The sequence below is a fragment of the Azospirillaceae bacterium genome, assembly GCA_028283825.1.
Taxonomy (GTDB): Bacteria; Pseudomonadota; Alphaproteobacteria; order Azospirillales; family Azospirillaceae; genus Nitrospirillum.
In genome coordinates this window covers 809,140-829,655 of the sequence record JAPWJW010000001.1, presented here as the reverse complement: position 1 = coordinate 829,655, position 20,516 = coordinate 809,140, and the positions used below count along the sequence as shown (strand labels likewise).

The 20,516-nt window shown below is 66.0% G+C and carries 23 protein-coding genes and 1 tRNA gene; 7 read left to right on the top strand and 17 right to left on the bottom strand.

Annotated elements, in window-relative coordinates:
• Nucleotides 1–14 precede the first annotated feature (14 nt).
• The 9 genes from PW843_03275 to PW843_03235 all read right to left on the bottom strand — a co-directional run bounded on the left by PW843_03275 (nucleotide 15) and on the right by PW843_03235 (nucleotide 7,005).
• Nucleotides 15–764: a hypothetical protein gene (locus PW843_03275; GenBank protein ID MDE1145628.1), complete on the bottom strand. Its 750-nt coding sequence runs from the start codon at nucleotides 762–764 to the stop codon at nucleotides 15–17.
• On the bottom strand, nucleotides 748–1,086 hold the full coding sequence (locus PW843_03270; GenBank protein ID MDE1145627.1) for a hypothetical protein: 339 nt from the start codon (nucleotides 1,084–1,086) through the stop codon (nucleotides 748–750). Before PW843_03270 ends, PW843_03275 begins: the two co-directional genes overlap by 17 nt.
• The gene (locus PW843_03265; GenBank protein MDE1145626.1) at nucleotides 1,083–2,189 is read right to left on the bottom strand and encodes a hypothetical protein; all 1,107 of its coding nucleotides are present in this window, start codon (nucleotides 2,187–2,189) and stop codon (nucleotides 1,083–1,085) included. Before PW843_03265 ends, PW843_03270 begins: the two co-directional genes overlap by 4 nt.
• A gap of 11 nt (nucleotides 2,190–2,200) precedes the next feature.
• The gene (locus PW843_03260) at nucleotides 2,201–3,787 is read right to left on the bottom strand and encodes a terminase family protein (protein ID MDE1145625.1); all 1,587 of its coding nucleotides are present in this window, start codon (nucleotides 3,785–3,787) and stop codon (nucleotides 2,201–2,203) included.
• A complete protein-coding gene (locus PW843_03255) occupies nucleotides 3,705–4,163 on the bottom strand; it encodes a helix-turn-helix domain containing protein (GenBank protein ID MDE1145624.1) in 459 nt (152 codons plus the stop codon). Before PW843_03255 ends, PW843_03260 begins: the two co-directional genes overlap by 83 nt.
• 404 nt (nucleotides 4,164–4,567) lie before the next feature.
• Nucleotides 4,568–5,002, bottom strand: coding sequence for a hypothetical protein (locus PW843_03250; GenBank protein MDE1145623.1), 435 nt, complete (start codon nucleotides 5,000–5,002; stop codon nucleotides 4,568–4,570).
• Nucleotides 5,003–5,006: 4 nt separating this feature from the next.
• A complete protein-coding gene (locus PW843_03245) occupies nucleotides 5,007–6,077 on the bottom strand; it encodes a glucosaminidase domain-containing protein (GenBank protein ID MDE1145622.1) in 1,071 nt (356 codons plus the stop codon).
• Between the two features lie 35 nt (nucleotides 6,078–6,112).
• The gene (locus PW843_03240; GenBank protein ID MDE1145621.1) at nucleotides 6,113–6,736 is read right to left on the bottom strand and encodes a hypothetical protein; all 624 of its coding nucleotides are present in this window, start codon (nucleotides 6,734–6,736) and stop codon (nucleotides 6,113–6,115) included.
• On the bottom strand, nucleotides 6,733–7,005 hold the full coding sequence (locus PW843_03235; protein ID MDE1145620.1) for a hypothetical protein: 273 nt from the start codon (nucleotides 7,003–7,005) through the stop codon (nucleotides 6,733–6,735). The genes PW843_03240 and PW843_03235 overlap by 4 nt, the downstream gene beginning before the upstream one ends.
• A 148-nt stretch (nucleotides 7,006–7,153) precedes the next feature.
• Between PW843_03235 and PW843_03230 the strand changes: the two genes are divergently transcribed.
• Complete coding sequence (locus PW843_03230) at nucleotides 7,154–7,639, top strand: helix-turn-helix transcriptional regulator (protein MDE1145619.1); 486 nt, start codon at nucleotides 7,154–7,156, stop codon at nucleotides 7,637–7,639.
• Between the two features lie 41 nt (nucleotides 7,640–7,680).
• On the opposite strand, the gene PW843_03225 is transcribed toward PW843_03230, so the two are convergent.
• Nucleotides 7,681–8,124, bottom strand: coding sequence for a hypothetical protein (locus PW843_03225; GenBank protein MDE1145618.1), 444 nt, complete (start codon nucleotides 8,122–8,124; stop codon nucleotides 7,681–7,683).
• A gap of 467 nt (nucleotides 8,125–8,591) precedes the next feature.
• Between PW843_03225 and PW843_03220 the strand changes: the two genes are divergently transcribed.
• Nucleotides 8,592–9,161 carry a hypothetical protein gene (locus PW843_03220; GenBank protein ID MDE1145617.1) on the top strand — a complete coding sequence of 190 codons (570 nt, stop codon included), beginning with the start codon at nucleotides 8,592–8,594 and terminating at the stop codon, nucleotides 9,159–9,161.
• On the opposite strand, the gene PW843_03215 is transcribed toward PW843_03220, so the two are convergent.
• The 3 genes from PW843_03215 to PW843_03205 form a co-directional block, all read right to left on the bottom strand.
• Nucleotides 9,158–9,469, bottom strand: coding sequence for a hypothetical protein (locus PW843_03215; protein MDE1145616.1), 312 nt, complete (start codon nucleotides 9,467–9,469; stop codon nucleotides 9,158–9,160). The two genes, PW843_03220 and PW843_03215, sit on opposite strands and share 4 nt — an antisense overlap.
• Nucleotides 9,470–9,599: 130 nt before the next feature.
• Entirely contained in the window at nucleotides 9,600–9,905 is a 306-nt protein-coding gene (locus PW843_03210) for a hypothetical protein (GenBank protein ID MDE1145615.1), read from the bottom strand.
• 119 nt (nucleotides 9,906–10,024) lie between these two features.
• Nucleotides 10,025–10,669 (bottom strand): hypothetical protein, encoded by a 645-nt coding sequence (locus PW843_03205; protein MDE1145614.1) that lies wholly within the window; start codon nucleotides 10,667–10,669, stop codon nucleotides 10,025–10,027.
• Between the two features lie 107 nt (nucleotides 10,670–10,776).
• On the opposite strand from PW843_03205, the gene PW843_03200 reads away from it, so the two are divergent.
• Nucleotides 10,777–11,757: a WYL domain-containing protein gene (locus PW843_03200; GenBank protein ID MDE1145613.1), complete on the top strand. Its 981-nt coding sequence runs from the start codon at nucleotides 10,777–10,779 to the stop codon at nucleotides 11,755–11,757.
• Between the two features lie 59 nt (nucleotides 11,758–11,816).
• Here PW843_03200 and PW843_03195 read toward each other — a convergent pair whose 3' ends face one another.
• From PW843_03195 to PW843_03185, 3 genes are all read right to left on the bottom strand, one after another.
• On the bottom strand, nucleotides 11,817–14,219 hold the full coding sequence (locus PW843_03195; GenBank protein MDE1145612.1) for a TonB-dependent receptor: 2,403 nt from the start codon (nucleotides 14,217–14,219) through the stop codon (nucleotides 11,817–11,819).
• A 299-nt stretch (nucleotides 14,220–14,518) separates the two neighbouring features.
• Nucleotides 14,519–15,946, bottom strand: a complete 1,428-nt coding sequence (locus PW843_03190) for a DUF2252 domain-containing protein (protein MDE1145611.1) — start codon at nucleotides 15,944–15,946, stop codon at nucleotides 14,519–14,521.
• Nucleotides 15,947–16,125: 179 nt separating this feature from the next.
• Nucleotides 16,126–16,200: transfer RNA gene (locus PW843_03185), tRNA-Thr, on the bottom strand.
• Between the two features lie 239 nt (nucleotides 16,201–16,439).
• On the opposite strand from PW843_03185, the gene PW843_03180 reads away from it, so the two are divergent.
• The 4 genes from PW843_03180 (at nucleotide 16,440) to gcvA (ending at nucleotide 19,720) form a co-directional block, all read left to right on the top strand.
• Nucleotides 16,440–16,595, top strand: a complete 156-nt coding sequence (locus tag PW843_03180; GenBank protein ID MDE1145610.1) for a hypothetical protein — start codon at nucleotides 16,440–16,442, stop codon at nucleotides 16,593–16,595.
• A gap of 198 nt (nucleotides 16,596–16,793) precedes the next feature.
• Nucleotides 16,794–17,348: a dCTP deaminase gene (gene dcd / locus PW843_03175; protein ID MDE1145609.1), complete on the top strand. Its 555-nt coding sequence runs from the start codon at nucleotides 16,794–16,796 to the stop codon at nucleotides 17,346–17,348.
• Nucleotides 17,349–17,458: 110 nt separating this feature from the next.
• Nucleotides 17,459–18,742 (top strand): UDP-N-acetylglucosamine 1-carboxyvinyltransferase, encoded by a 1,284-nt coding sequence (murA, locus tag PW843_03170; GenBank protein ID MDE1145608.1) that lies wholly within the window; start codon nucleotides 17,459–17,461, stop codon nucleotides 18,740–18,742.
• Between the two features lie 72 nt (nucleotides 18,743–18,814).
• Nucleotides 18,815–19,720, top strand: a complete 906-nt coding sequence (gcvA, locus tag PW843_03165; protein MDE1145607.1) for a transcriptional regulator GcvA — start codon at nucleotides 18,815–18,817, stop codon at nucleotides 19,718–19,720.
• Here gcvA and PW843_03160 read toward each other — a convergent pair.
• Complete coding sequence (locus PW843_03160; GenBank protein ID MDE1145606.1) at nucleotides 19,705–20,499, bottom strand: crotonase/enoyl-CoA hydratase family protein; 795 nt, start codon at nucleotides 20,497–20,499, stop codon at nucleotides 19,705–19,707. The two genes, gcvA and PW843_03160, sit on opposite strands and share 16 nt — an antisense overlap.
• Between the last annotated feature and the right edge of the window lie 17 nt (nucleotides 20,500–20,516).

Genomic DNA, 20,516 nt, shown 5'->3' with positions numbered 1-20,516 from the left:
AAAATGGCCCGTTGTTATCGGGAGGCGATGCGGGGGGCGATGCGATCGACGACAAATCCAGTCGGCGTTTCCGCGAAAACGCACTCGCCATATTCGGCCACAGCCGCCCTCACCCGGTCGGTCGCCTGGCAACCGAACACACAGAACCGATGCCACGTGGGATGGTGTTGATCGACCGTATACAGAATGGAGATGAACGCGTCTTCCGCTGAGGTCGCATCAGCCCGGTTGAAGATCGTGGCTTGGTCGGCACGCTCCCCCGCCTCAGCCCACAACACTTCGACGGTTTCCCTATTGGCCGGCGATTGGCAGACCCAAACAGAATGCACCCCGGCGAATTCCCTAAGCCGGTCACCGAAATCCGGATCGAAAACCAGCACGACGCTGTCGCGTCGTTTGGCGGCCGGCATGGCCGCATCGTCATGTTCAGCCCAAATACCGTTCCAGCGCTCGAACGTGCGTTCCGTCGGCTCCATCCAAATATACGGTCGAGCATCCAGGAAGTTCAGGCTGAGAGCGGCCGCAGGGACATCCACGAAATCCCCGGCACTTTCGCCGTCCTCATAACATCGGAACAGTTTCTCAGCGACCCAAGTCTTCACTTGGTTCAAAGCTTGATCCCGGCTCAAGCCCCACTGATCCACCCCCGCCCGGATAAGGCTCTGAACGGAATCCTGATCAAGGGCATGAAGGATGGCCGTGTGCTCAAAGTTCAAATCGCCCTGTGGCACAGAAATATCTCCTGAATCAAGCAGGTCTATCATCCCCTGTCGACTTGGCCCTTGCCTGATATTCAGTCCAGATCTCGTTTATCCGGGGAATGGTTAAATCAGTTTTTAGCATATTCGTGTAATAATGGCTTTTCACATACTGGTATGTAACGCGCTCAATTTCGAGCGGCGCAAAGCCGTTCTCATCGTCAAAGAAAGTGAAAAACCCTTGTTTCGCCAACTCAATGATTTTTCGAAACGCCTCATCTTCACTTAGCCCCCACGCTGGTGCGATGGACTGAAGAATGCTCTGAACGAAACCTTCCTCCAGAGCCTCATGAAGAACTTCGCTCTCGAAACTGACGTAGCCTTTCATTTTTCGCCACCCGCGACATTGTCTTTCAGGGGGATACGAATATTCTCAGGCCGAACCACCGCGTAGGGCCCTTTGTGCAAGTCGTCGCCTTGACCACTCTCAAGCCCCTCGGGATAGCCTTTGTTTAGGCGGATTTGCCCGCCCTTCCCGTCGTTATATCGAATGCCATTGTCGTCCCGAAGTGGCCCTTTGGTCCAGCCCCCTTCCTTAACGAGAACCTCATCCAATTCCGCTTCCACGTCGGCGAAATCGCGATCACGGAGGCGGTCGGGGTTTTCGCGATAGGGCTGAGCCGCCTTGGGATCACCAAACTTCGGCTTCTCGTTCGCCCCATCGGCAGGCGTATCCGCTGCCATCGTGGCGATGACACCGGGCGCCAGCGCCAGGCCAGCGGGGCCAACCTGCGCGAAGGGTGTGCCATCTGCCGTACGATATTGCCCATCCAGGTCGCCGCTGCCGTCGTAAACCAGGCGGCTGTGACCATCCCCATCCCGCGTGGTCAGGGTCAACTGGCCTTCCACGTAGCTGTAGTCCACATCGGTGCCGGCAACATTGCCGCTGCGGGTCTGGCCGGCATTCCCGGGAATCAGCAGGGCCCCGATCAGACTGGCCCTGCCCGCCACAGCCCGCCCGGCGGCAAGGCCGGCATCCAGCGCCACTGCCCCAGCACCGCCGGCACCGGCGGACGTCCAGGTTCCGGGCTTCGCTTCCAGGGTACCGGCGGGAATGCGCGGCTGTGTCAGATATCCGGCCTGCTTGGCCAGGCCGCCCTTCTTCCCCACGGCATCCGCCGCCGGCGCCGGCAAAGGCGGAAGGCGGGCATGCAGCAAGGCGATGTGGGCGCGAACCATCTCACCCTGGTTCAAGGCGCGCGATACGGCCTGCAAAGCCGGCACCCGGCTGCCCAAGTCGAGCCGCCCGCCATAGGCAGCGGACAGCTCATTCTCCAAGTCGGCACGGGGCCGGGGCCGCCAGGCGCCAAGGGAGGAGTGTTCCAACAAAGGCACGTCGCCCCAGCAGGCGCCCGTCCGGCCATCCACGGACGCGTGCCGTCCATCACCGCCCGGCGGCGCCAGGCGGTATTCAGTGATCCAGGGATGCATGAAATCCGTCCTCAGGCCCGGGAACCGATGGGTGTGGCTGCGGGAACCAAGCACGCCGCCATCTCGGCGTAGACCGCCAACAGGCCGGTGCCGTCGCCGGCCGGCTGGGCATGAGCCAGCACCAGGGCGTCGCCCTTGTCGGGGCTGCGGCCGATGCGGGCCTTGATGTCGTCCTTGGCCTCGATCTGGATGCCGCGCGCCGTCATCTTCCAGCGCGGCGCCACCAGGTCGGCCAGCAACTCACGGTCCGGCGGCAGGGCCAAGTCGGCGCCCAGTTCAGGTTCCAGCGCCTCACGCAGGCCCCAGTACCATTCGGCGCGGCGGTTGACGAAGCCCAGGCGGCCGCCCCGGTCCCGGGCGCCGCTGGCCGCCGCCGCGTTCATCGCCACCATGCGCAGGCCATGAAGCACACCCAGATCCTGGACGGAGGCGCCAACGCCGATGGCGTCCACCTGCACCGCCACGCCGCCGGGCGCGTCGGTCGTCACCTGTCCCGCCAGGCGCGACAGGATGAGGCCGACGACGGCGGCACCGTCGGGCGTCTGCCGCCCCGGCACCACGTCCAGGGCCGCGAACCAGGCGCCATGGCGGGCGGACAGCACGGTACGGTCACGGCCGCCCCGCGCCACGTCCACGCCCAGCGACACCAGCGGCGGCGTGGCCGTATCGGCAGGTTGCCAGCGGGCCATGGCGGCCTCCAGCCACGCGGTGGGGATGACCTGCCAGGGGTGGTCCTCGCGCCCGGCCGCGAAGTCGCCGCGCAACATCTTGGAACGCAGCGGTTCCGGCAGGGATTGCAGGGTGCCGATGTAACCGGCGCGCATCATCACCGGGTTGTCCTCCACCCGCGCCGGGATGAAGGTGCGGGACTTGGGCGTCACGGACATCCCGTCCGGCAAGGTGAGGGGATCGGGCCCCGCCACTTCACGGTCCTGGCCCTGGGCATCGGTGATGAACCAGCGCAGTTCCCCCGGCCGGGCAGGGTTGGGATGGGTAGGATCCAGCCAAGGCGCCCAGAAACGGATGACCCAGGCACCCTCGGCATCCGTCGGCGGATTGCCGGCACCGATGACGCGGCAGCGCTGTTCCGGGGCCGCGCCGGGCCCCGGACGGTTCCACCCCACCAGGAAGCGGAACTGCGCCTCGGTGAAGTGCGGCAGTTCGTCGAAGGCGATCAGGTCATGGGGCCGGCCCTGGTATTTGTGCACGTCGTCGGCATGCTGGACGGCACCGAATTCGATCACCCGGCCGTCGTTCAAACGCCAGGTCCAGTCCGACTTGGACCAGCGCCCCCGGCCGCGGAACAGTTGCTGCGCCCGGTCGGTGACGCCCCGCAGTTGGGGATATTCGCGGCGGAAAATGATGGATAGGCGGTGGCGGGTGTGGGCCGCACCCAGCAGCAGGTCGGTCTTGCCGCCGCCGGCGGCGCCGCCGTAGTAGAGGAAATCAGCGTCGCTGGTCAGCGCCAGGGTCTGAGGGCCGGGAAAAGGCGCCCAGCGGGCCGCCGCGCGCCGGTCAATCTCCGCCCGGACCGCCGCCAGCGCCCGCGTCAGGGCCCGCCGCTTCCAGGCGACGGAGAAGGGCTTCCAGTTGGGCATCGGTCAGCCTCGCCAAGTCCGTGGGGTCGATAGGGCCGCCGCCGGCGGCGCGGGGCGATGGGGCGTAACCGTCCCCCTCCCCTTCCAGCGGGCCGCCGTCATCCTCGGCCTGGGCGGCGTCACCCGCCCTGACACCCCAGCCCAGGCGCACCCGGCACCAGAAGATCAGTGACGGGGCGTGGCCTTCCAACGCCTTGGCGTACAGCGTCTCCACAATCCGGGCGTGGGCGCGGGCGGCACCCATTTCCAGTTCCCGCCCGAAATAGCGACGCAACGAGCGGGGGCTGATACCTAGCATCCGGGCGATGACGCCCCGGGGGACGCCCTTGCCGGCCAGGTCCACCACCTCCGCCCGGCGCTCATCGCTGATCACCACGCGGGGACGGCCACGGGAAGGCGCGGGTGGCGCCGCGCCCCCGTTGGTTGGTTGAGAAGACGGGATTTCGGGGGCCGTCGCCGGAACGGCGGACGGCACGGGCGGCGTCTTGCGCGTCGGCACGGCGGCGCACCTCTCGGAAGGCTGTTATATGAAGTGGGGATATCCGTCGGGGGCCAGCGACATCCATCGCCTAAGGCCCCAAAAACGAAGCGCCCGGCAAGGCGTTCAGCCTTCCGGGCGCAAATCGGCATTTCATATTTCGATATATAACGGAGCCTGAAAGGAACGTCAAGCACATTTTACGTGTGCCGTATTTTACCTGGCACCGCAGCTGCTGCCTCTATGTCGCGCGACCGGCCTGCCCTATGACGCCGGTCCTGCGTAGATCGATAAGTAGCTTCCTAATCGTCCATGAAACATTCTGGCCGCATGTTGGCCAAATATTTATATAAATCCTCATCGACCTGAGGGAAATTAATTTTCTTAAGAACTTTCTGAGCTGCCCTCAATTCTGGCTTGTCCATTTTCTTACAGTGCCACGAATCCCACACGTCTCCAGTCCAGGGATTTACAGCGACTTCGGCAAAATGCCCATTCCCGTGCGCGCGATAAGCAAAGAATCCATAAAAAGGAGGATCATTACCAAAACCGCCATCCAGGAAACCTCTGTCATCAACAAGGCCTAGCGCTATATTTCCCAAACTGATGGCCTGATCCTCCGACAGTTTTATGGCCAATCCATGATAATCCATATGCTCACTAGAAACTTCTGCGCCACGGGCAACAAAACAACCAAACATCACGCCATATATCGCATGAATCCATAATTTTTTCATAACCTTAACCTCCCATTTTCTCAGTAATAAATGCTCGCAATTTCTTCGCGGTGCCAGCCACGTCACCAACGTAGTTGGGTACCGGCTCGCCATTCTCATAGATACCAAACCTCTTGGAATTCTGCAGCCTTTGCGCGAATTTTTCCGGATCCCTAACGCCACCGATTAGATTTTTCTCGCTTTCCGCAAATGAACGGAAGGAGTCCTCCGGCGTAGCGAACGTGGACATCTCAACATTTCCAGCATGGTTGAACATCGTTCCATTTTCGTATTTTGAATGAGCATGCTGGACAAAGTAATTATTCCCCTCTCTGGTAAATCTGGCGTCTTCATTTTTCCCGCCCCAGCCTGATTCTATGGCGGCCACCCCCAGAATGTTTTCCACGGGCACGTTGAGCTTGCCGGCGACCTCACGGGCAATCGCTATGTTGCGCTGGACGAATTGCCGCTTCTTTTGCGTGACCGGATCCTCGGCTGACATATTACTATCACGCTTCTTCTCGGACTGATCAGCTTGGCCGCCGCCATCCGTAGGCGAGTAGAATTGCCCACCCCCAGGGCCAGCAGGCCGGTGATTCGGATTGGACTTCACAAATATCGTTTCGTCTTTAGACGTCGCGAGTTTCATGAGCGCATCTGGCGCCATACCTTCATCCAGCAGCGTTTCCGCCAGGAACAGGCAAAGGGCGGCATTCGCGTCCGGCAGGGGCCCCAAGCCGGCGTGGGCAAGGTGAATGGCGGCCCGAACCGGCTCGCCCGCCGCCAAGGCGCGGCCGGCGGCGTGAACCTTGACCAGAACACGACTGGCCTCCACACCCTCGAAAGGCCGGCGATAGGCAATGGCCAGGAGGGCCAACAGACATTCAGCGTCAGCCTCCAGTGCCGATGGCGCCCAAGCCGCCGCCGTGTGCTTGGCCAACAGGGTACCGGCGCCCAGGATCAAACCTTCCGCCGTGATGGCCGGCTGCAGACTCAGGCCGCGGCGTTGGCGATCCCGCCAAGCGGCAGCGCAGGCAAAAGTATCAAGGACAGGACTACCGGCGGGAAAGTTTTCAGGAACAGGTGACGCGGTCATGGGGCACCTCTGGCGGTATCTCGAAAAGGCGGCGGTCAGTCGTGGGGCAGGCGGTAGTGGTCCGCCAGAGCGTCCAGCGCTGCGGTCAGTGCCGCCCAACCCTGCGGCCACTCCCCCGCCCAGGCCGCATCAAAGCGCCGGGGCATGATCTCGTCAGCGCACAACGTTTCCACCAGGGCCAGGGCCAGCACACCATGGGGACCGCTGGCCCGGATCAGGACGCGGGCATGGGCCAGCCGTTCATCGGTACGCGCCCAACGGTCGGGGTCCACATCCAGACGCACGACACCGCTGCCAGATTCCGGCACATACGCGTGGGGCTTGGGCGCCTCCGCCAATGATAGCCAGGCGCGCCACAGGCCACCGACGGCCTGTCCGGCATCGTGCTGGCGCCGGGTCAGCCGGCCGCGCAGCAGCAGCTGCCCCAGGGGTTGCCCCGCCCGCTGGTCCAGCAGTTGTGCCATCGTCAACGAACTGGGCGCGCCCAGCAGATCAGCCCGGCGTTCCAGCGCCTGGGGCAGGATGGCGGAATCCCCTGTCTGGACCAGTTGGCCGCAAGCGTGGCGGGCACCGGCCTTGCGCGGCCGCCCGGCCCGGCGGCGGGACGGTGCCTTGGGGCCGGTTTCGATGGCCGCGGGGAAAGAAGCGGGCGTCGTCATTCCGAAAGCATCCTTTTTCCGTAAAGCGTGGTGGCGATGGCCTCCACCGCCAGCCGATCGAATTCATTGGGCAGGTCGTCCAACCGGATCATGGCCACGCCGCGCTTGTGCCAGGCGGCCATGGCCATGGACCGCAGCTCATCCGGGGTGGAGGCGGTGCGGCCCACCCTGGCCTGCAGGCTGGTCGTGACCGGCACGGCGGCGGCGGACGATCCGGGCGCCCGGGCGGCGGGCAAAACGGGGGCGTCACCCCGGGACCTGGGGGGCATGGCTTCCTTCCTCTTTTCAGGGTCGCGTTCTGACGTGGCCCTGTACGGAACCACTGGTCATACCGCCAAGGATAGGGTATTTTTCTCCCGATAGCCAGGGCATAATTCCCCCAAGACGTGCCGTTCAGGTCAGGGTAAATTTCCCCACATGAATACCGCAGCCAAAGCCACCCCCATTGAAACCCCGCCCAGCCCGCTGGCTGAACGGCTGGGCTTGCGTCTGGTGGCGCTGAACCTGGGGTATGCGGAGTTTGAGCGGCGGGCGGGCCTGAACGAAGGCACCATCAAGGGCATCATGTACGGCAAGTCCGCGTCCCCGCGGGCGGACACCATCTATAAGATCGCCCGGGGCCTGGGATGCCGAATCGAGGACCTGATCGGCGAAAGCCGGCTGTCCGACGACTCGGCGGCGGCGCCCACAGGCCTGGCAGCCCCCCCAACCCCGCCTTACGCTGCCCCGCCGACCGATACCGAACCGCCACGGCTGCCGGAACATGCAGTCCTGGATGCCGTGCTGGACAAGGTGCGCGCGGCCTACTACCGCGGCGAACTGGACCTGGCGGCCCAATTGATCCGCCTGTTCCAGCTGGACCTGGAAAAGCTGAAGATCGAGCGGGAGATCAGCCAGCGCTGATCCCGACCGGGTCACCGGAAAGGCCGCCCCGCGCCTTGGCCTCAGCATGATAATCCGCCCAGCCGGGCAACAAGATGCCGGCTGATCAGCATTCCCACGCCGTTGTTTCCCTGTGCCAAATCGGCCCCGCCTACGTGCACCGGCAGAACATCGACCAGGTACAGCCGTACGCGGATACCCCGGTCGGCCGCCGCGGTTCCGTTCCCTTCGGCATTTCCATCCAGGGCGATCCACGCATCCGCGGCGATGGCTACGTCCGTCCCCACACGATGCAGCACAGGCACCATATCGACCTGCCGATAGCGGGACAGGGACAAGAGCGGCCAAGGCCAAATATCGGTCACAGCGGCCATGACCGGCACGCCGCCCACCGCCACCCGCAGCAGACACTGCGGGAACGCAGGCGCGCCCGAACCGGCCGGGGTGGCCCCGGGATCGGTCCCCCCGGTCAGGGGCGACCGCCGCTGTGACACGCGACCCGACATTCCTCTCCTCTATCCGCCAAGCCGTTCCATGGACCGGCGGCGGCGCCAGGTTCGCACCCAGCGCCGCGCCGTCCGGAAAGGTCGAAAAATCAACTGTCTTAGATAAATCGCGACAATAAGAACCCGGTTAGCGTGCGATGCCGGATGCACCTTCGCACCCGGCATCGCGGCCATATGTTCTCTTTACGTTCTCATTTCGGATGAGAACGGTCAAGCCATGCCCATGAAGGGATGGGCCGGAATAAAAATCCCCACTGGATGATTTTTCTCCATTTTCCCTTGAAGGGAGATTTATCTCCATATAAGGTCGCGATTGCCGGCTGACGTGTTCCCATCCACCTCAGCCGCGCCCGGCGACCGCCCGGCCTGCCCCCTCCCCCGGGGCGGTCGCCATCGCCCGGGGCGGACCGGCGCCGTCATGGCGGCCACCGCCCCGGGCCCTTTTCATTCCAGCCGGAGCCCCATCCATGCCGTCGTCCTCCATCCCCAATTCCCCGATATCCCTGACCGTTCCGCTGGCCGCCACCGCTTTGCCGGCGCCGGCCGCGCAGGTACCGGCACTGGCGCGGTCGGCCGCGCATGCAGCGTTGAGCGTGCGGTTGGCCTGCGGCCGTCTGGCCCAGGGCCAGGGACAGGCAGCGTTGGATGAGTTGGTGGAAACCGCAGCACCGGCGCTGGAACAGACCCTGGAGGGCATCGGCCGGCTTGAGGCCGCACTGGACGCCTACGGCCGAACGGGCGAAGCCGACCTACGGCCGGCGGCCACCCTGCGGGTGCGCGTGGAGGCGGCGGCCAGTCTGCTGAAACAGGCGGACGTGCTGGCCCGGGCGGGCCTGAGCGAAGAGGCCGGGGATAGCCGCGAAGCGGCACTATGGACATTGGAGCGCGGACTGGCGCTGGTGCCACCGTTCAGCCCCATCGAAGCGGCATCAGGCCTTCAGGCCATGCCCAACAGGCCGGTGCCGGCGGGAACGCCCCGCAGCGTTCCCATCCGCCCCTTGCCCAGTGCCCTGGGGCAAGGCCTGAACGGCGCTTAGCGGCGGACGACGTGGGTGCCGCCGCTGCCCCATGCGCTGACGCCCAGCAGAAAGCCGAAGTCATACCAGCGGCCGGGGTTGGGATAGGCATAGACGCGGGTATCGGAAACCAGGCTGTAGACGAAGCTGAACGGCGCGATCAGGCCATGCAGCAAGCCGTAGAGGAAACCCGGCAGTTCCCGCCCGGCCATGGGCGGTGGCTGGGTGGCGCAAGCGCTGAGCAGCAGCCCGGCCCCCACGATGCCCACGCCGACCAACAGGGGCTTCAGCCAACGCCGGCGGGGCTTCGATACGGCGGGCGGTGACATTGGGCGTGCGGATTGTTCCATCTTGGGGCCTCCCGTGCAAAGGCGACAGGTGTCGCCGGTCACCGCCACTGTCCCAAGCGGACGGGCCGGAGGCCAAGGCCCCTAAAAGGCCGCCGGCAATAGACCTTGGTCAGAAACCGATGGACGCCGAACGGCGGATTCGCGGCGCCCCCTTCAGCAAACAGCCTTGCCAGGACGCCACCGGGTTCGCCGCGACCCCGCCGCCGCCCACCTCGGGAACGGCATCCCGCAGTCCCGCACCGGCGCAACACGGCGTCAGGGGATTGGCGGCCAGAGGCACCGCAGCCCTGGGCGCGGCTTTCAACGGCAAGGCCCCCACGGGCAGCAGGTCCGGCGGCCAGGCGAGCGCGCGGTCCGCCACGCCGGCGGACACCAGCATTGTCACGGCCATCATCAGGGTGGCTTGCAGTCTCATGGTGGTTTTCCTTCCCTATTCGGCACTTCAGAGCCGGTGTCGGTGCCGAATTGCGCGCAGGCTAAAACCTCAACAAAGATTTAGGTCAAGCGGCAAAGCACCGACGATTTCCAGCGGCATCAGGCGCGCGTGAACGCCAGGGTCCAGTTGGTTTCCCAGGTACGGCCCTGGTCAGCCGACCAGGCCTGTTCCCATTGGGCGGCGGTGGCGGAGATGCGTGACCAGACGGCGCGCACCGCCACCTCCCGACCCAGCAGCGGATCATGGTCCTGGCCGTGGAATTCCCCCCGCCGGCCGGCGAACAGGCCCCCGATGAAACGGCCGGTCAGCGGCGGCAGCAACGCGCCGGCGCGACCGTCCACCCGATGCAGCGCCCATTGGCAGGCCACCGGATCGTAGAGCCGAAAGGTGACGGCCGTCCCCGGAGGGTCCCCCGCCTGGACGGGCAGTTCCAATTCATCCACGCAAGCCGAGCCACGCAGCATGACTTGGCCATGGGCGGTGGCCTGCACCTGGTCCCAGCGGTCGTCATCCGCCCAGCGCGTCACGCGCCGACGGCTGAGCACCGACCAACGGCCGGCCAGAAAATCGAAATCACCCGGCCCTGGCCCCCCTGTCAGCAGGTCGGCCTGATCGGGATCGGCCGGGCGGCGGTCAACCGGGGACAGGTGCTCGGCCCGCGCCGAAGCGCCTGCGGCAAAGGTCAGGAGGCCCGCGCCCAGCAGCGCGGACCGGCGGGTGGGGGAAGCGGCGGCAATACGCATGGGGTGGTCCTCCAGGAGGGAAAACCGGGCTTGTTCGCCCGGTGCAATCAATTTACCGGACAAAACCTGACATCCTTTGTCATGTATTATCTGCTAAGTTGAAATTCATGCGCGCCAGCCGTCTTCTCTCCCTGCTCATGCTGCTTCAGACCCGGGGTCGCCTGACCGCCCCGGCCCTGGCGGAGGAGCTTGAGGTGACGGTGCGCACCGTCTATCGCGACATCGACGATTTGAGTGCCGCCGGCGTGCCTGTCTATGGCGACCGCGGCCGGGCGGGCGGTTTCCAGCTTCTGGACGGCTATCGCACCCGGCTGACCGGCATGACGGCGCAGGAGGCGGAAAGCCTGTTCCTGGCGGGCCTGCCCGGCCCGGCGGCGGAACTGGGCCTGGGCGATACCCTGGCAGCCGCACAGCTGAAGCTGCTGGCGGCACTGCCGGAACAGGGGCGGCAAACGGCGGCGCGGCTGAACGCCCGCATCCACCTGGATCCGGTGGGCTGGTTCCAGGCGACCGGCAAGGTCGACATCCTGCCCGACATCGCCCGCGCCGTATGGAACGAGCAAGTGATCCGCATGCGGTACGAACGTTGGGCCGGCGTGGTCGACCGCGTGGTGGAGCCGCTGGGCCTGGTCCTGAAAGGGGGCGTCTGGTACCTCGTGGCGCAGGCTGAGAGTGGGGGCAATTCGGGCGGCCCCCGCACCTACCGCATTTCAAACATCCTGCAGCACACGGTGCTGGACCGGTGTTTCACCCGGCCCGCCGGTTTCGACCTGCCCCGGCACTGGCAGGAATCGCTGCAGAGTTTCGAGGCGGGGCTGTACACCGGCACCGCCCGGGTGCGGGCAACGGCCACCGGCCTGAAACAGCTGCGCAATTTGGGGCCCGCCTTCAACGAACGCATCGCCGCCAGCGTGGGTGGACCCGATGCCGACGGCTGGTATGAGGCCGACATCCCGCTGGAGACCGTGGACTGGACCGCCCAGCAGCTGCTGGGCCTGGGCCTGACCGTGGAGGTGCTGGGCCCGCCGGATCTGCGCGCCCGCATGGGCGAACTGGCGGCGGCGCTGCACGCGCGCTATGGCGCGTGAATCAAGAAGGCCGCCGGCACCCCGTCCGGGCACCGGCGACCCTCATTGTGGAAAACCGCTTAGTAGGTCACCGTCATCTTCACCGAGGTGAAGCGCGGCGGCGCCAATTCATAGGTGGGCAGGTTGGCGGCAACGCCGTTGTAAACCTGGGCGGCGTTCCCGAAATTGATGCCGCCAAGGTAATGCTTGTCGAACAGGTTGGTGACGGACAGCACCAGCTTGGTGGTGAACCTGCCGGTCAGCGACTCCGGCAGCGTGTACCCGGCCGCAACGTCGAAGGTGTAGAAGGACGGCACCTCCTCATCATTCGTCAGGGTGCTGAAGCGGTGGGCGGTGTACTTGCCCTGGATCTGGGCGAAATAATTGTCCCGCTCATACCGTAGCAGGGACGACACCAGCCATTCCGGCGTGTCGGTCAGCTGCTTGCCCGCCGTGGGCAGGGCCACCGTCGTGCCATTACTGAGCCCCACCAGCAAATCGTTCTTCAGATGGCTTTGGGTGTAAGAGCCGGAGAGGTAGGCGGAGAAGCCATCAATGGGCTGGGTCCCGATCTCGGCCTCCGCCCCCTTGATGATGACGCCACCGATGTTCTTGGACACCGTGGTGTTGGCGGTGGCGTCGAACAGCGACTGCTGGCGGTTGGAATAGTTGGTGTTGAAGATGGTGAAGGAACCGATGACCAGCGGCCCGCCATAGCGGTAGCCGGCCTCCACATCCACCGTCGATTCCGGCTGGATGGTGTTCAGGTTCACGCCCGCCGTGTAGAGGGCGGTGTTGTCGGTGGCGCGGAAGGTCTGCGTCGCCGACAGGAAGACCTGGTTGCTCTGGTCGATATGATAGACGGCGCCGGCGCTGGGCACGAACTTGCCCTGGTCCAGTTCCGGGTTGGTCGGCGCCACGGCGTTGCCCACCGTGCGCAGGCTGAGCGGCAGGTAGTTGATGCCGCTACGGTTGATCTGCGAATGCTGCAGGCCGACGCTGAGCGCCAGCTTGTCGTCGAACAGGTTCAGGGTATCGACCACGAAGGGCCGCACGATCTCGGTCGTGGTCTTCTGGTCCTGGGTACGCACCACGGTGCCGTCGGCGCGGTAGATGGTCTCGTTATAAAGGTCGGGCCACAGGCTGACGGGGTTGCCATAGGCATCGACCTGCAGCAGCGGTTTCCATTCGCGCAGCTTGCCGATTTCGTACTGGAAACCCATCACCAGTTCATTGTTGCCATAGGTCCACTTGCCGCGCGTGACGAAGCCGGGACGCATCTGCTGCTGGGCAAAGGGGTTGTAGAACAGCTTGGTGTCCTTGGTGTCGCCGTCGCCGTTCAGGTCGCGAGCACCGCCCAGCTGGGCCACGCTGGTCTCGGAGAAATAACCCGCCGTGCCGCCAGCACCGAAGCCGTACCAGAGGTAGGGCTGGACATCGAGGCGGATGTCGTCCGTCAGGGCGAAGTTGCCCTTCACCGACACCACCAGGTTCTCAAACGGATTGCTGGCCAGTTTATAATAGTTGGAGCGTTGCAGCAGCGTCAGGCCGTTCAGGTTGGTGCTGTTGTTGTCGTTCTGCGCCGTGCCGTTCACCGCCGGGTCGGTGGGGGCGAAAGCGGTGGCGAAGTTGAAGTTGTAGCCGTACTGGGCGATCTGCGCCTTGGTCAGCGCCTGGTACGAATAGGTCTCGGCGGTGTTGTAGAAGGCACTGAGCGCGATGCGGCTGCTGTCGCCGATGTCGTGCGCGACGGAGGCGTCGACGTGCTGGCGCTTGGTGTCGCCCTCACCGCGCCACACATCCACCGAGGCGTTGGAGTAGGAGATGAAGGCCTTGGTGCGGTCACCCAGGTCGCCCGTGTCCACACGGATGAATTCGCGGCGCAAGTCATTGTCGCCTAGGGCCTGCTGCACCATGACATGGAAGTCGTCGGATGGACGCTGCAGCACCATGCCGATGTTGCCGCCCGTCTCACCCACGTTGGGCGTGTCGGCATCGCCGGCCCCCTGCATGATGTAGACCTGGGCCAGGTTCTCGGCGTCGATGTATTCCTGCGGATAGACGTTGAAGGTGCCGCTGTCGTTCACCGGCACGCCGTCCAGGATCAGGCCGATCTGGTTGGACTGGAAACCGCGCACGGAGATGGCGCCGCGGCCGGTGCCGGTGGCGTCACGGCCGTTGGAGTTCACGCCCGGCGCCAGATTGATCAGCTGGAACGGGTTGGCCGCCGCCGGCTGATCCTGGATGAATTTCTGCGTGACGGTGGAGGCGGATTTCGGCGCCTCCTGCAAGGTGATCATGCCGTTGCCGTTCACCGGCCGGCTACCGCTGACGATGATGGTCTCAACGTCGCCGGCCGATGACGCCTCCTGCGCCAGCGCCCCGCCGCACACCATGACGTTGAGGGCGGCCCCCGCCAGCAGGACGCCGCGCAGCCGTGCGCATTCACGGGCGGCGGCGCCGCCCCGTGCCAAAAATGTCATGAATTCCCCCGATTGCCCGCGCCGGAAACCCGCTTCCCTTGGGTGCCCAGCCATCCGTCGTGTGCATTTGCACTAACATCGGAATGTTGCAGTTTCAAGACCTTGGGGAGACAGAGCGGTTGCATATGCCGGATGGGGCTTCGCAACCGCACATTTCGCCGCGCGCCTGGGCAAATGATGCGGCCGTCCGCCTAATTTCTGACCATCCGGTCAGGGTTCTGGGCGCACGCAAAAGGGGAATGAGCGCGGAATCGCGACGGCACCAACCAGCATTTCTGCAATGATTCGGAAGGGTGGCGTTAGTCCCCCTTGTCGGCCTTCTTGGATTTGCCGTTCTTGCCCTTGGCCGGGAGATCCGCCACCGGCAGCCGGCCGTCGGCAATGGCCTGTTTCAGCAGGGCGTGGTCCTGCGCGCTCAGGGCCGCGTAACCGGCGGCGAATGTCGCCACCGCCTCGTCAAAGGTGTCGGAGTTGCCCAGATAGCCCGCGATCAGGGCGGCATCGCCGGAGCGGGCGTGGGCGCGGGCCAGGGTGGCGCCGCACAGGGTGGCGTAGAAATCCAGCCGGTCGCTTTCCATCAGCGTGCTGGCCGAGGCCAGGCGGCGGTCCTTCAGTTGCCGGATATAGAAGAAGCGCCCGGCCTCATCCGCCGCCCAGCCCAGGAAGCCGTCGCTGAAGGTCTGCAGGGCGCGCTGCCCCACCACCACGCGCTGGCCCTGGTTCTGGTAGGGCGACGGCCCGGCATAGGGCGCGAAGACCGACGCCATCGCCTCTTTCACCTGCAGGAACAGGGGATGGCCGTCGGGGTCGATGAACAGGCCGATGGCACAGAAGGTGCCGACCGATCCCACACCCACCACCTTGAAGGCCACGTCGGCCAGACGATAGCGGTCCAGCAGGAAGCGCCGTTCCTCGGGCAAGGTGTCGCGATAGCGGGTGAACAGGTCGCGGGCGCGCAAGGCCGCCTGGCCCTGGCGATCCACGTCTTCGTCGAAATGATAGATCAGCGGCGGGGCGTCGCGGATGCGCGCCTCTTTCCCGTCGCGGTCGGCCAGGCGGGGAAAGTCGTCACCAGCCGACGGCGTGGCCGCCGCCTTGGCCAGCAGGTCCATCTCACGCTTGCGGGCATCGGCGTCCGTGATGCCCTGGGCCATGGCGTTGATGTCCACCCGGCTGGACCAAGCCTTAAGCGGGTCCAGCATCGCCAGTTCCGCCATGCGGGTGCGGTAGGCGGTGACGGCGGCGCGCGCCATGTCCCTGGCCGCCCCCGGCGCATGGCCCGCATCCTGCGCCGCCAGCACCAGCGAAGCCGCCAGGCGCTTCACATCCCATTCGAAGGGGGCCGACAGCGTCTCATCGAAATCATTGAGGTCGAACACCGCCGCGCCTTCGGGGCTGGCGTAGACGCCGAAATTCATCAGGTGGCAATCGCCCGAGGCCTGCACGCGGATGCCGCTGACGGGCAGGGCCGCCAGGTCGCGCGCCATGACGGCGGCCGCCCCGCGCAGGAAGGTAAAGGGGCTGGCCACCATGCGCGCCCAACGCACCGGCAGCAGGGATTGGATGCGGTGCGCCGACGTGTCGACCAGCAACTGGATGGGATCGCCCCGCCCCTTCGTCGCCGGCAGTTCGGCATTGCCGGATCGCGGCGCCTGTTGTCGCAGGGCCTTGCCGGCGTCCTGGCGTTCGGCGGCGGGTAGCTGGCGCAAGGCGGCGAGGTCGGTCATGGGCGGTCTCCAGGCAAAGCAGGATAGGTTAATGCCTGGATGTGAAACCCGACCAGGGCCGCCAAGGTCCATGCCCCCGTGCCAAATGCGCGCGGAAGCGCCCGGCCGGAAACGACAATCGCCGCCCCGTCCCTGAGGACCGGCGTCGAACGCATCACATATTTTAAGGAGAAAGCGGATGGTGCTGCCAGAGAGGATTGAACTCTCGACCTCTCCCTTACCAAGGGAGTGCTCTACCACTGAGCTACGGCAGCGACCGTCCGGTGGGCCGGGTAAATGCCACAGGGGTTCGTGGTATGCAAGCCCCTTGAACGCATAAAAATGAAAGAATTTACGGAAGGGGATTACGGCACCCCGCCTTGGATCGCCGCAATCCCAGGCCAACCCTGGGAATCCGCCCTCTTGGCGATAAAACATTCTGCGCTTATTTTCGCCCGACCACGACGGGGCAAAGGCCAGCCTTGTCCCGCCCCCTATGGAGTAACACCGCCCCATGACCGAAAAAAAGCCGCCCCAGCCCGGCGCGACGACACGCGAGGAACGCCTGGCCGCCGCCCTGCGCGACAACCTGCGCCGGCGCAAGGTGCAGTCGCGGGAACGTGAGGACGTGGATGATACCGCGCCGAAGGACGCCCCCAAGGAAGCTTGAGTCCAGTCCGGCCAGGGCCTTAACCACATCTGGTGGGTGGCGCTAGAGTGGAGCGCCCATTTCTGGGGTATAAACACTCCAGCCATCCCCACAGAGTCACCTTGAGCGGCGCGTTGGGAGGGGCTAAGAAGGAACTTCCAATACTGCGCTACGGGGTATCGCCCCCAAGCACCCTCTCTTCGATCAGGAGCACCGCCCATGGCCATCATGCCCGACAGCTGGATCCGCGACATGGCGCAGACCCGGGGCATGATCGAACCGTTCACGGAGGCGCAGAAGCGCGAGGGCGTGATCTCCTACGGCCTGTCCTCCTATGGCTATGACGCGCGGGTGGCGGACGAGTTCAAGATTTTCACCAACGTGGACAGCGCCATCGTCGATCCCAAGCGTTTCGACGACGCCAGCTTCGTCGACCGCAAGACCGACGTCTGCGTCATCCCGCCCAACAGCTTCGCCCTGGCGCGCACGGTGGAATATTTCCGCGTGCCGCGCGACGTGCTGGTGATCTGCCTGGGCAAGAGCACCTACGCCCGCTGCGGCCTGATCGTGAACGTCACCCCGCTGGAGCCGGAGTGGGAGGGCCACGTGACCCTGGAAATTTCCAACACCACGCCGCTGCCGGCCAAGGTCTACGCCAATGAGGGCCTGTGCCAGTTCCTGTTCCTCAAGGGCGACAGCGTGTGTGAGGTGTCCTACGCCGACCGCGCCGGCAAATACATGGGCCAGCGCGGCGTGACGCTGCCGCGCCTGTAAGCGCCGAACCGCAGGCCGATTCCCGGCGGCGACGCCTCAATTCCGCCATACCCCTTTGCCATTCAGCCGGAACCAGAACCGGCATCTTTGAACCGATCGGCCAGCATCCCATGGACAAGTTACGCATCCGCGGCGGCAAGCCGCTGAACGGCAGCATCCGCATCAGCGGCGCCAAGAACGCGGCCCTGCCGCTGATGGCCGCCTGCCTCCTGACGGAGGAGACGCTGACCCTGGACAACCTGCCCCACCTGGCCGACATCACCACCATGTCCAACCTGCTGGCCCAGCACGGCGTGGACATGGTGTACGAGGGCGGCGCCACGTCCTGCGCCCAGCGCGCCGTGCGCCTGACCGCCGGCACCATCACCTCCACCGAGGCGCCCTACGACCTGGTGCGCAAGATGCGCGCCAGCGTGCTGGTGCTGGGCCCGCTGGTGGCCCGCTTCGGCCAGGCCAAGGTGTCGCTGCCCGGCGGCTGCGCCATCGGCACGCGGCCCGTGGACCTGCACATCAAGGGCCTGCAGGCGATGGGCGCCAAGATCGAGCTGGAGGCCGGCTACATCCACGCCTCCGCCCCCGGCGGGCTGCATGGCGCGGAATTCGTTTTCCCGCAGGTGTCGGTGGGCGCCACCGAGAATTTGCTGATGGCCGCCTGCCTGGCCAAGGGCGAAACCGTCCTGATCAATGCCGCGCGTGAGCCGGAGATCACCGACCTGGCCCACTGCCTGGTGGCCATGGGGGCGGAGATCACCGGCATCGGCAGCGACCGCCTGCACATCGTGGGCAAGCCGGTGCTGCACGGCGCCCGCCACAGCATCGTGTCCGACCGTATCGAGACCGGCACCTACGTCATGGCGGCCGCCATCACCGGCGGCGAGCTGGAACTGGTGGGCGGCAACCTGGAGCACATCCAGGCCGTGGCCAACGTGCTGACCGGGGCGGAGGTGTCCTTCACCCCCACCGACACCGGCTTCAAGGTCCGCCGCGTCAATGGCGAAGTGCTGGGCGTGGACGTGATGACGGAACCCTTCCCCGGCTTCCCCACCGACCTGCAGGCCCAGATGATGGCCCTGATGTGCACGGCCAAGGGTGCCTCGATGATCACCGAGACGATCTTCGAGAATCGCTTCATGCACGTGCCGGAACTGACGCGCATGGGCGCCAACATCACGGTCCACGGCTCCTCCGCCCTGGTGCGTGGTGTGAAGCAGCTGACCGGCGCGCCGGTGATGGCGACCGACCTGCGTGCCTCCGTCTCGTTGGTGCTGGCGGGCCTGGCGGCGCAGGGCGACACCACCGTCAACCGCATCTATCACCTGGATCGCGGGTACGAGCGCATCGAGGACAAGCTGAACGCCTGCGGCGCCGAGATGGAACGCCTGAAAGGCGATTGACGAAATCACCCCGGAGGCGATGGCATCCGCCCCCGGGGTGAATTATCCTCATCCGAAAAGGATGAGTCCCGCATGCCCTACCGCCTGCCGCCCTTGAACACCCTGCGTCCCTTCGAGGCAGCGGGCCGGCATCTCAGTTTCAAGCAGGCGGCGCAGGAACTGAACCTGACGCCCAGCGCCGTCAGCCATGCCCTGCAAACCCTGGAAGACAGCCTGGGCGTGGCCCTGTTCACACGCGGGCATCGCAGCCTGGCACTGACGGAAGCCGGTGCCGCCTACCTGCCCCAGGTGCGCGGCATCCTGGACCGGCTGGCGGCAGCGACAGAGGCCCTGCCCGGCCGCCCCCCCGGTGGGCGCCTGTCGATCAGCGTGGCGCCCACCTTCGGCCTGCGCTGGCTGGTGCCACACCTGGCCGGCTTCCGCGCCCTGCATCCCGGCATCACGGTCGACATCGACACCAGCCGCCGGCCGCTGGACTTCCCGCGCGACGGCGTGGACATCGCCATCCGCATGCGCCAGGACGATTGGCGGCCGGATGAGGGCGCCGATATCCAGGCGACCTGCCTGGTCCGGGAAGCCCTGGTCCCGGTCTGCGCCCCCGCGCTGGCACCGTTGATAGGAACCGCCACCGACCTGGCCCGGCAACCGCGGCTGCATGTGGACAGCGTTACGGAGGACTGGGCCGCCTGGACGGCATTAGCGGGCGTGGACATTCCGGACCTGGCCGCCGGTCCCCGCTTCGACACCGTGCACATGGCGCTGGAGGCGGCGGCCGGCGGCCTGGGCGTGGCGATCGGCCGCCTGCCGGTGGCCGCCGCCGACATCGCGGCCGGGCGCCTGGTGCCGGTGCTGGGGCCGCCATGGGCCGCCCGCACCGGCTATTGGCTGATCATGGCGCGCGGTGCCGCCGCCCGGCCGGAGGTGGCGGCCTTCCGCACCTGGATCAAACAGGCATTGTCCGATCAGGCGCCGGTGTAGACCGCCGGCCGCCGTTCGATCCAGGCGTCCAGCCCTTCCTCCAGATCCTGGGTCGGGACCAGCCGGGCGAAGGCCGCACTTTCCACCGCCAGACCTTCGGCGATGCCCAGGTTCACGCCCCGCGTGACGGCGGACAGGATGGCCGCCGTCACGCGGGGCGCGTGGCGGATGATGCGCTGGGCCAAGGCATGGGCCGCCGGCAGCAGTTGGTCATGCGGCACCACCTGGTTGACCAGGCCCAGTTCCAGGGCACGGGCGGCACTGAACGTATCGCCGGTCAGCAGCAGGTCCAGCGCCCGCTTGCGCCCGGCCAGTCGGGGCAGGCGCTGGGTCCCGCCGAAGGTGGGCGGCATGGCCAGCTTGATCTCCGGCTTGGCGAACAGGGCACGGTCGCTGGCGATGGACAGGGGGGCGGCTTCCGTGATCTCACACCCGCCGCCATAGGCCAGGCCGTTCACCGCCACGATGACGGGCTTGGTGTAGGCTTCGATCCGGCTGGTCATGGCCTGGCCCCGGCGCACGAAGTCGCGCACCGCCACGTCGGCGCCCCGGCGCACGCTGCCGGCGAATTCCGGGATGTCGCCGCCGGCGGAGAAGGCGCGGTCGCCGGCACCAGTCAGGATGACGGCGCGCACGCCGTCATCGCCCTCAAGCACGTCCAGCGCCGCCAGCAGGGCATCGACCAGCGCGTAGTTCAGGGCGTTCAGTTTTTCCGGGCGGTTCAGCGTCAGGGTAGCGACACCATCGGCAACGGCGCGCAACAGGAGGGGGGCGGTCATGGGGTGGCTTTCGCAAG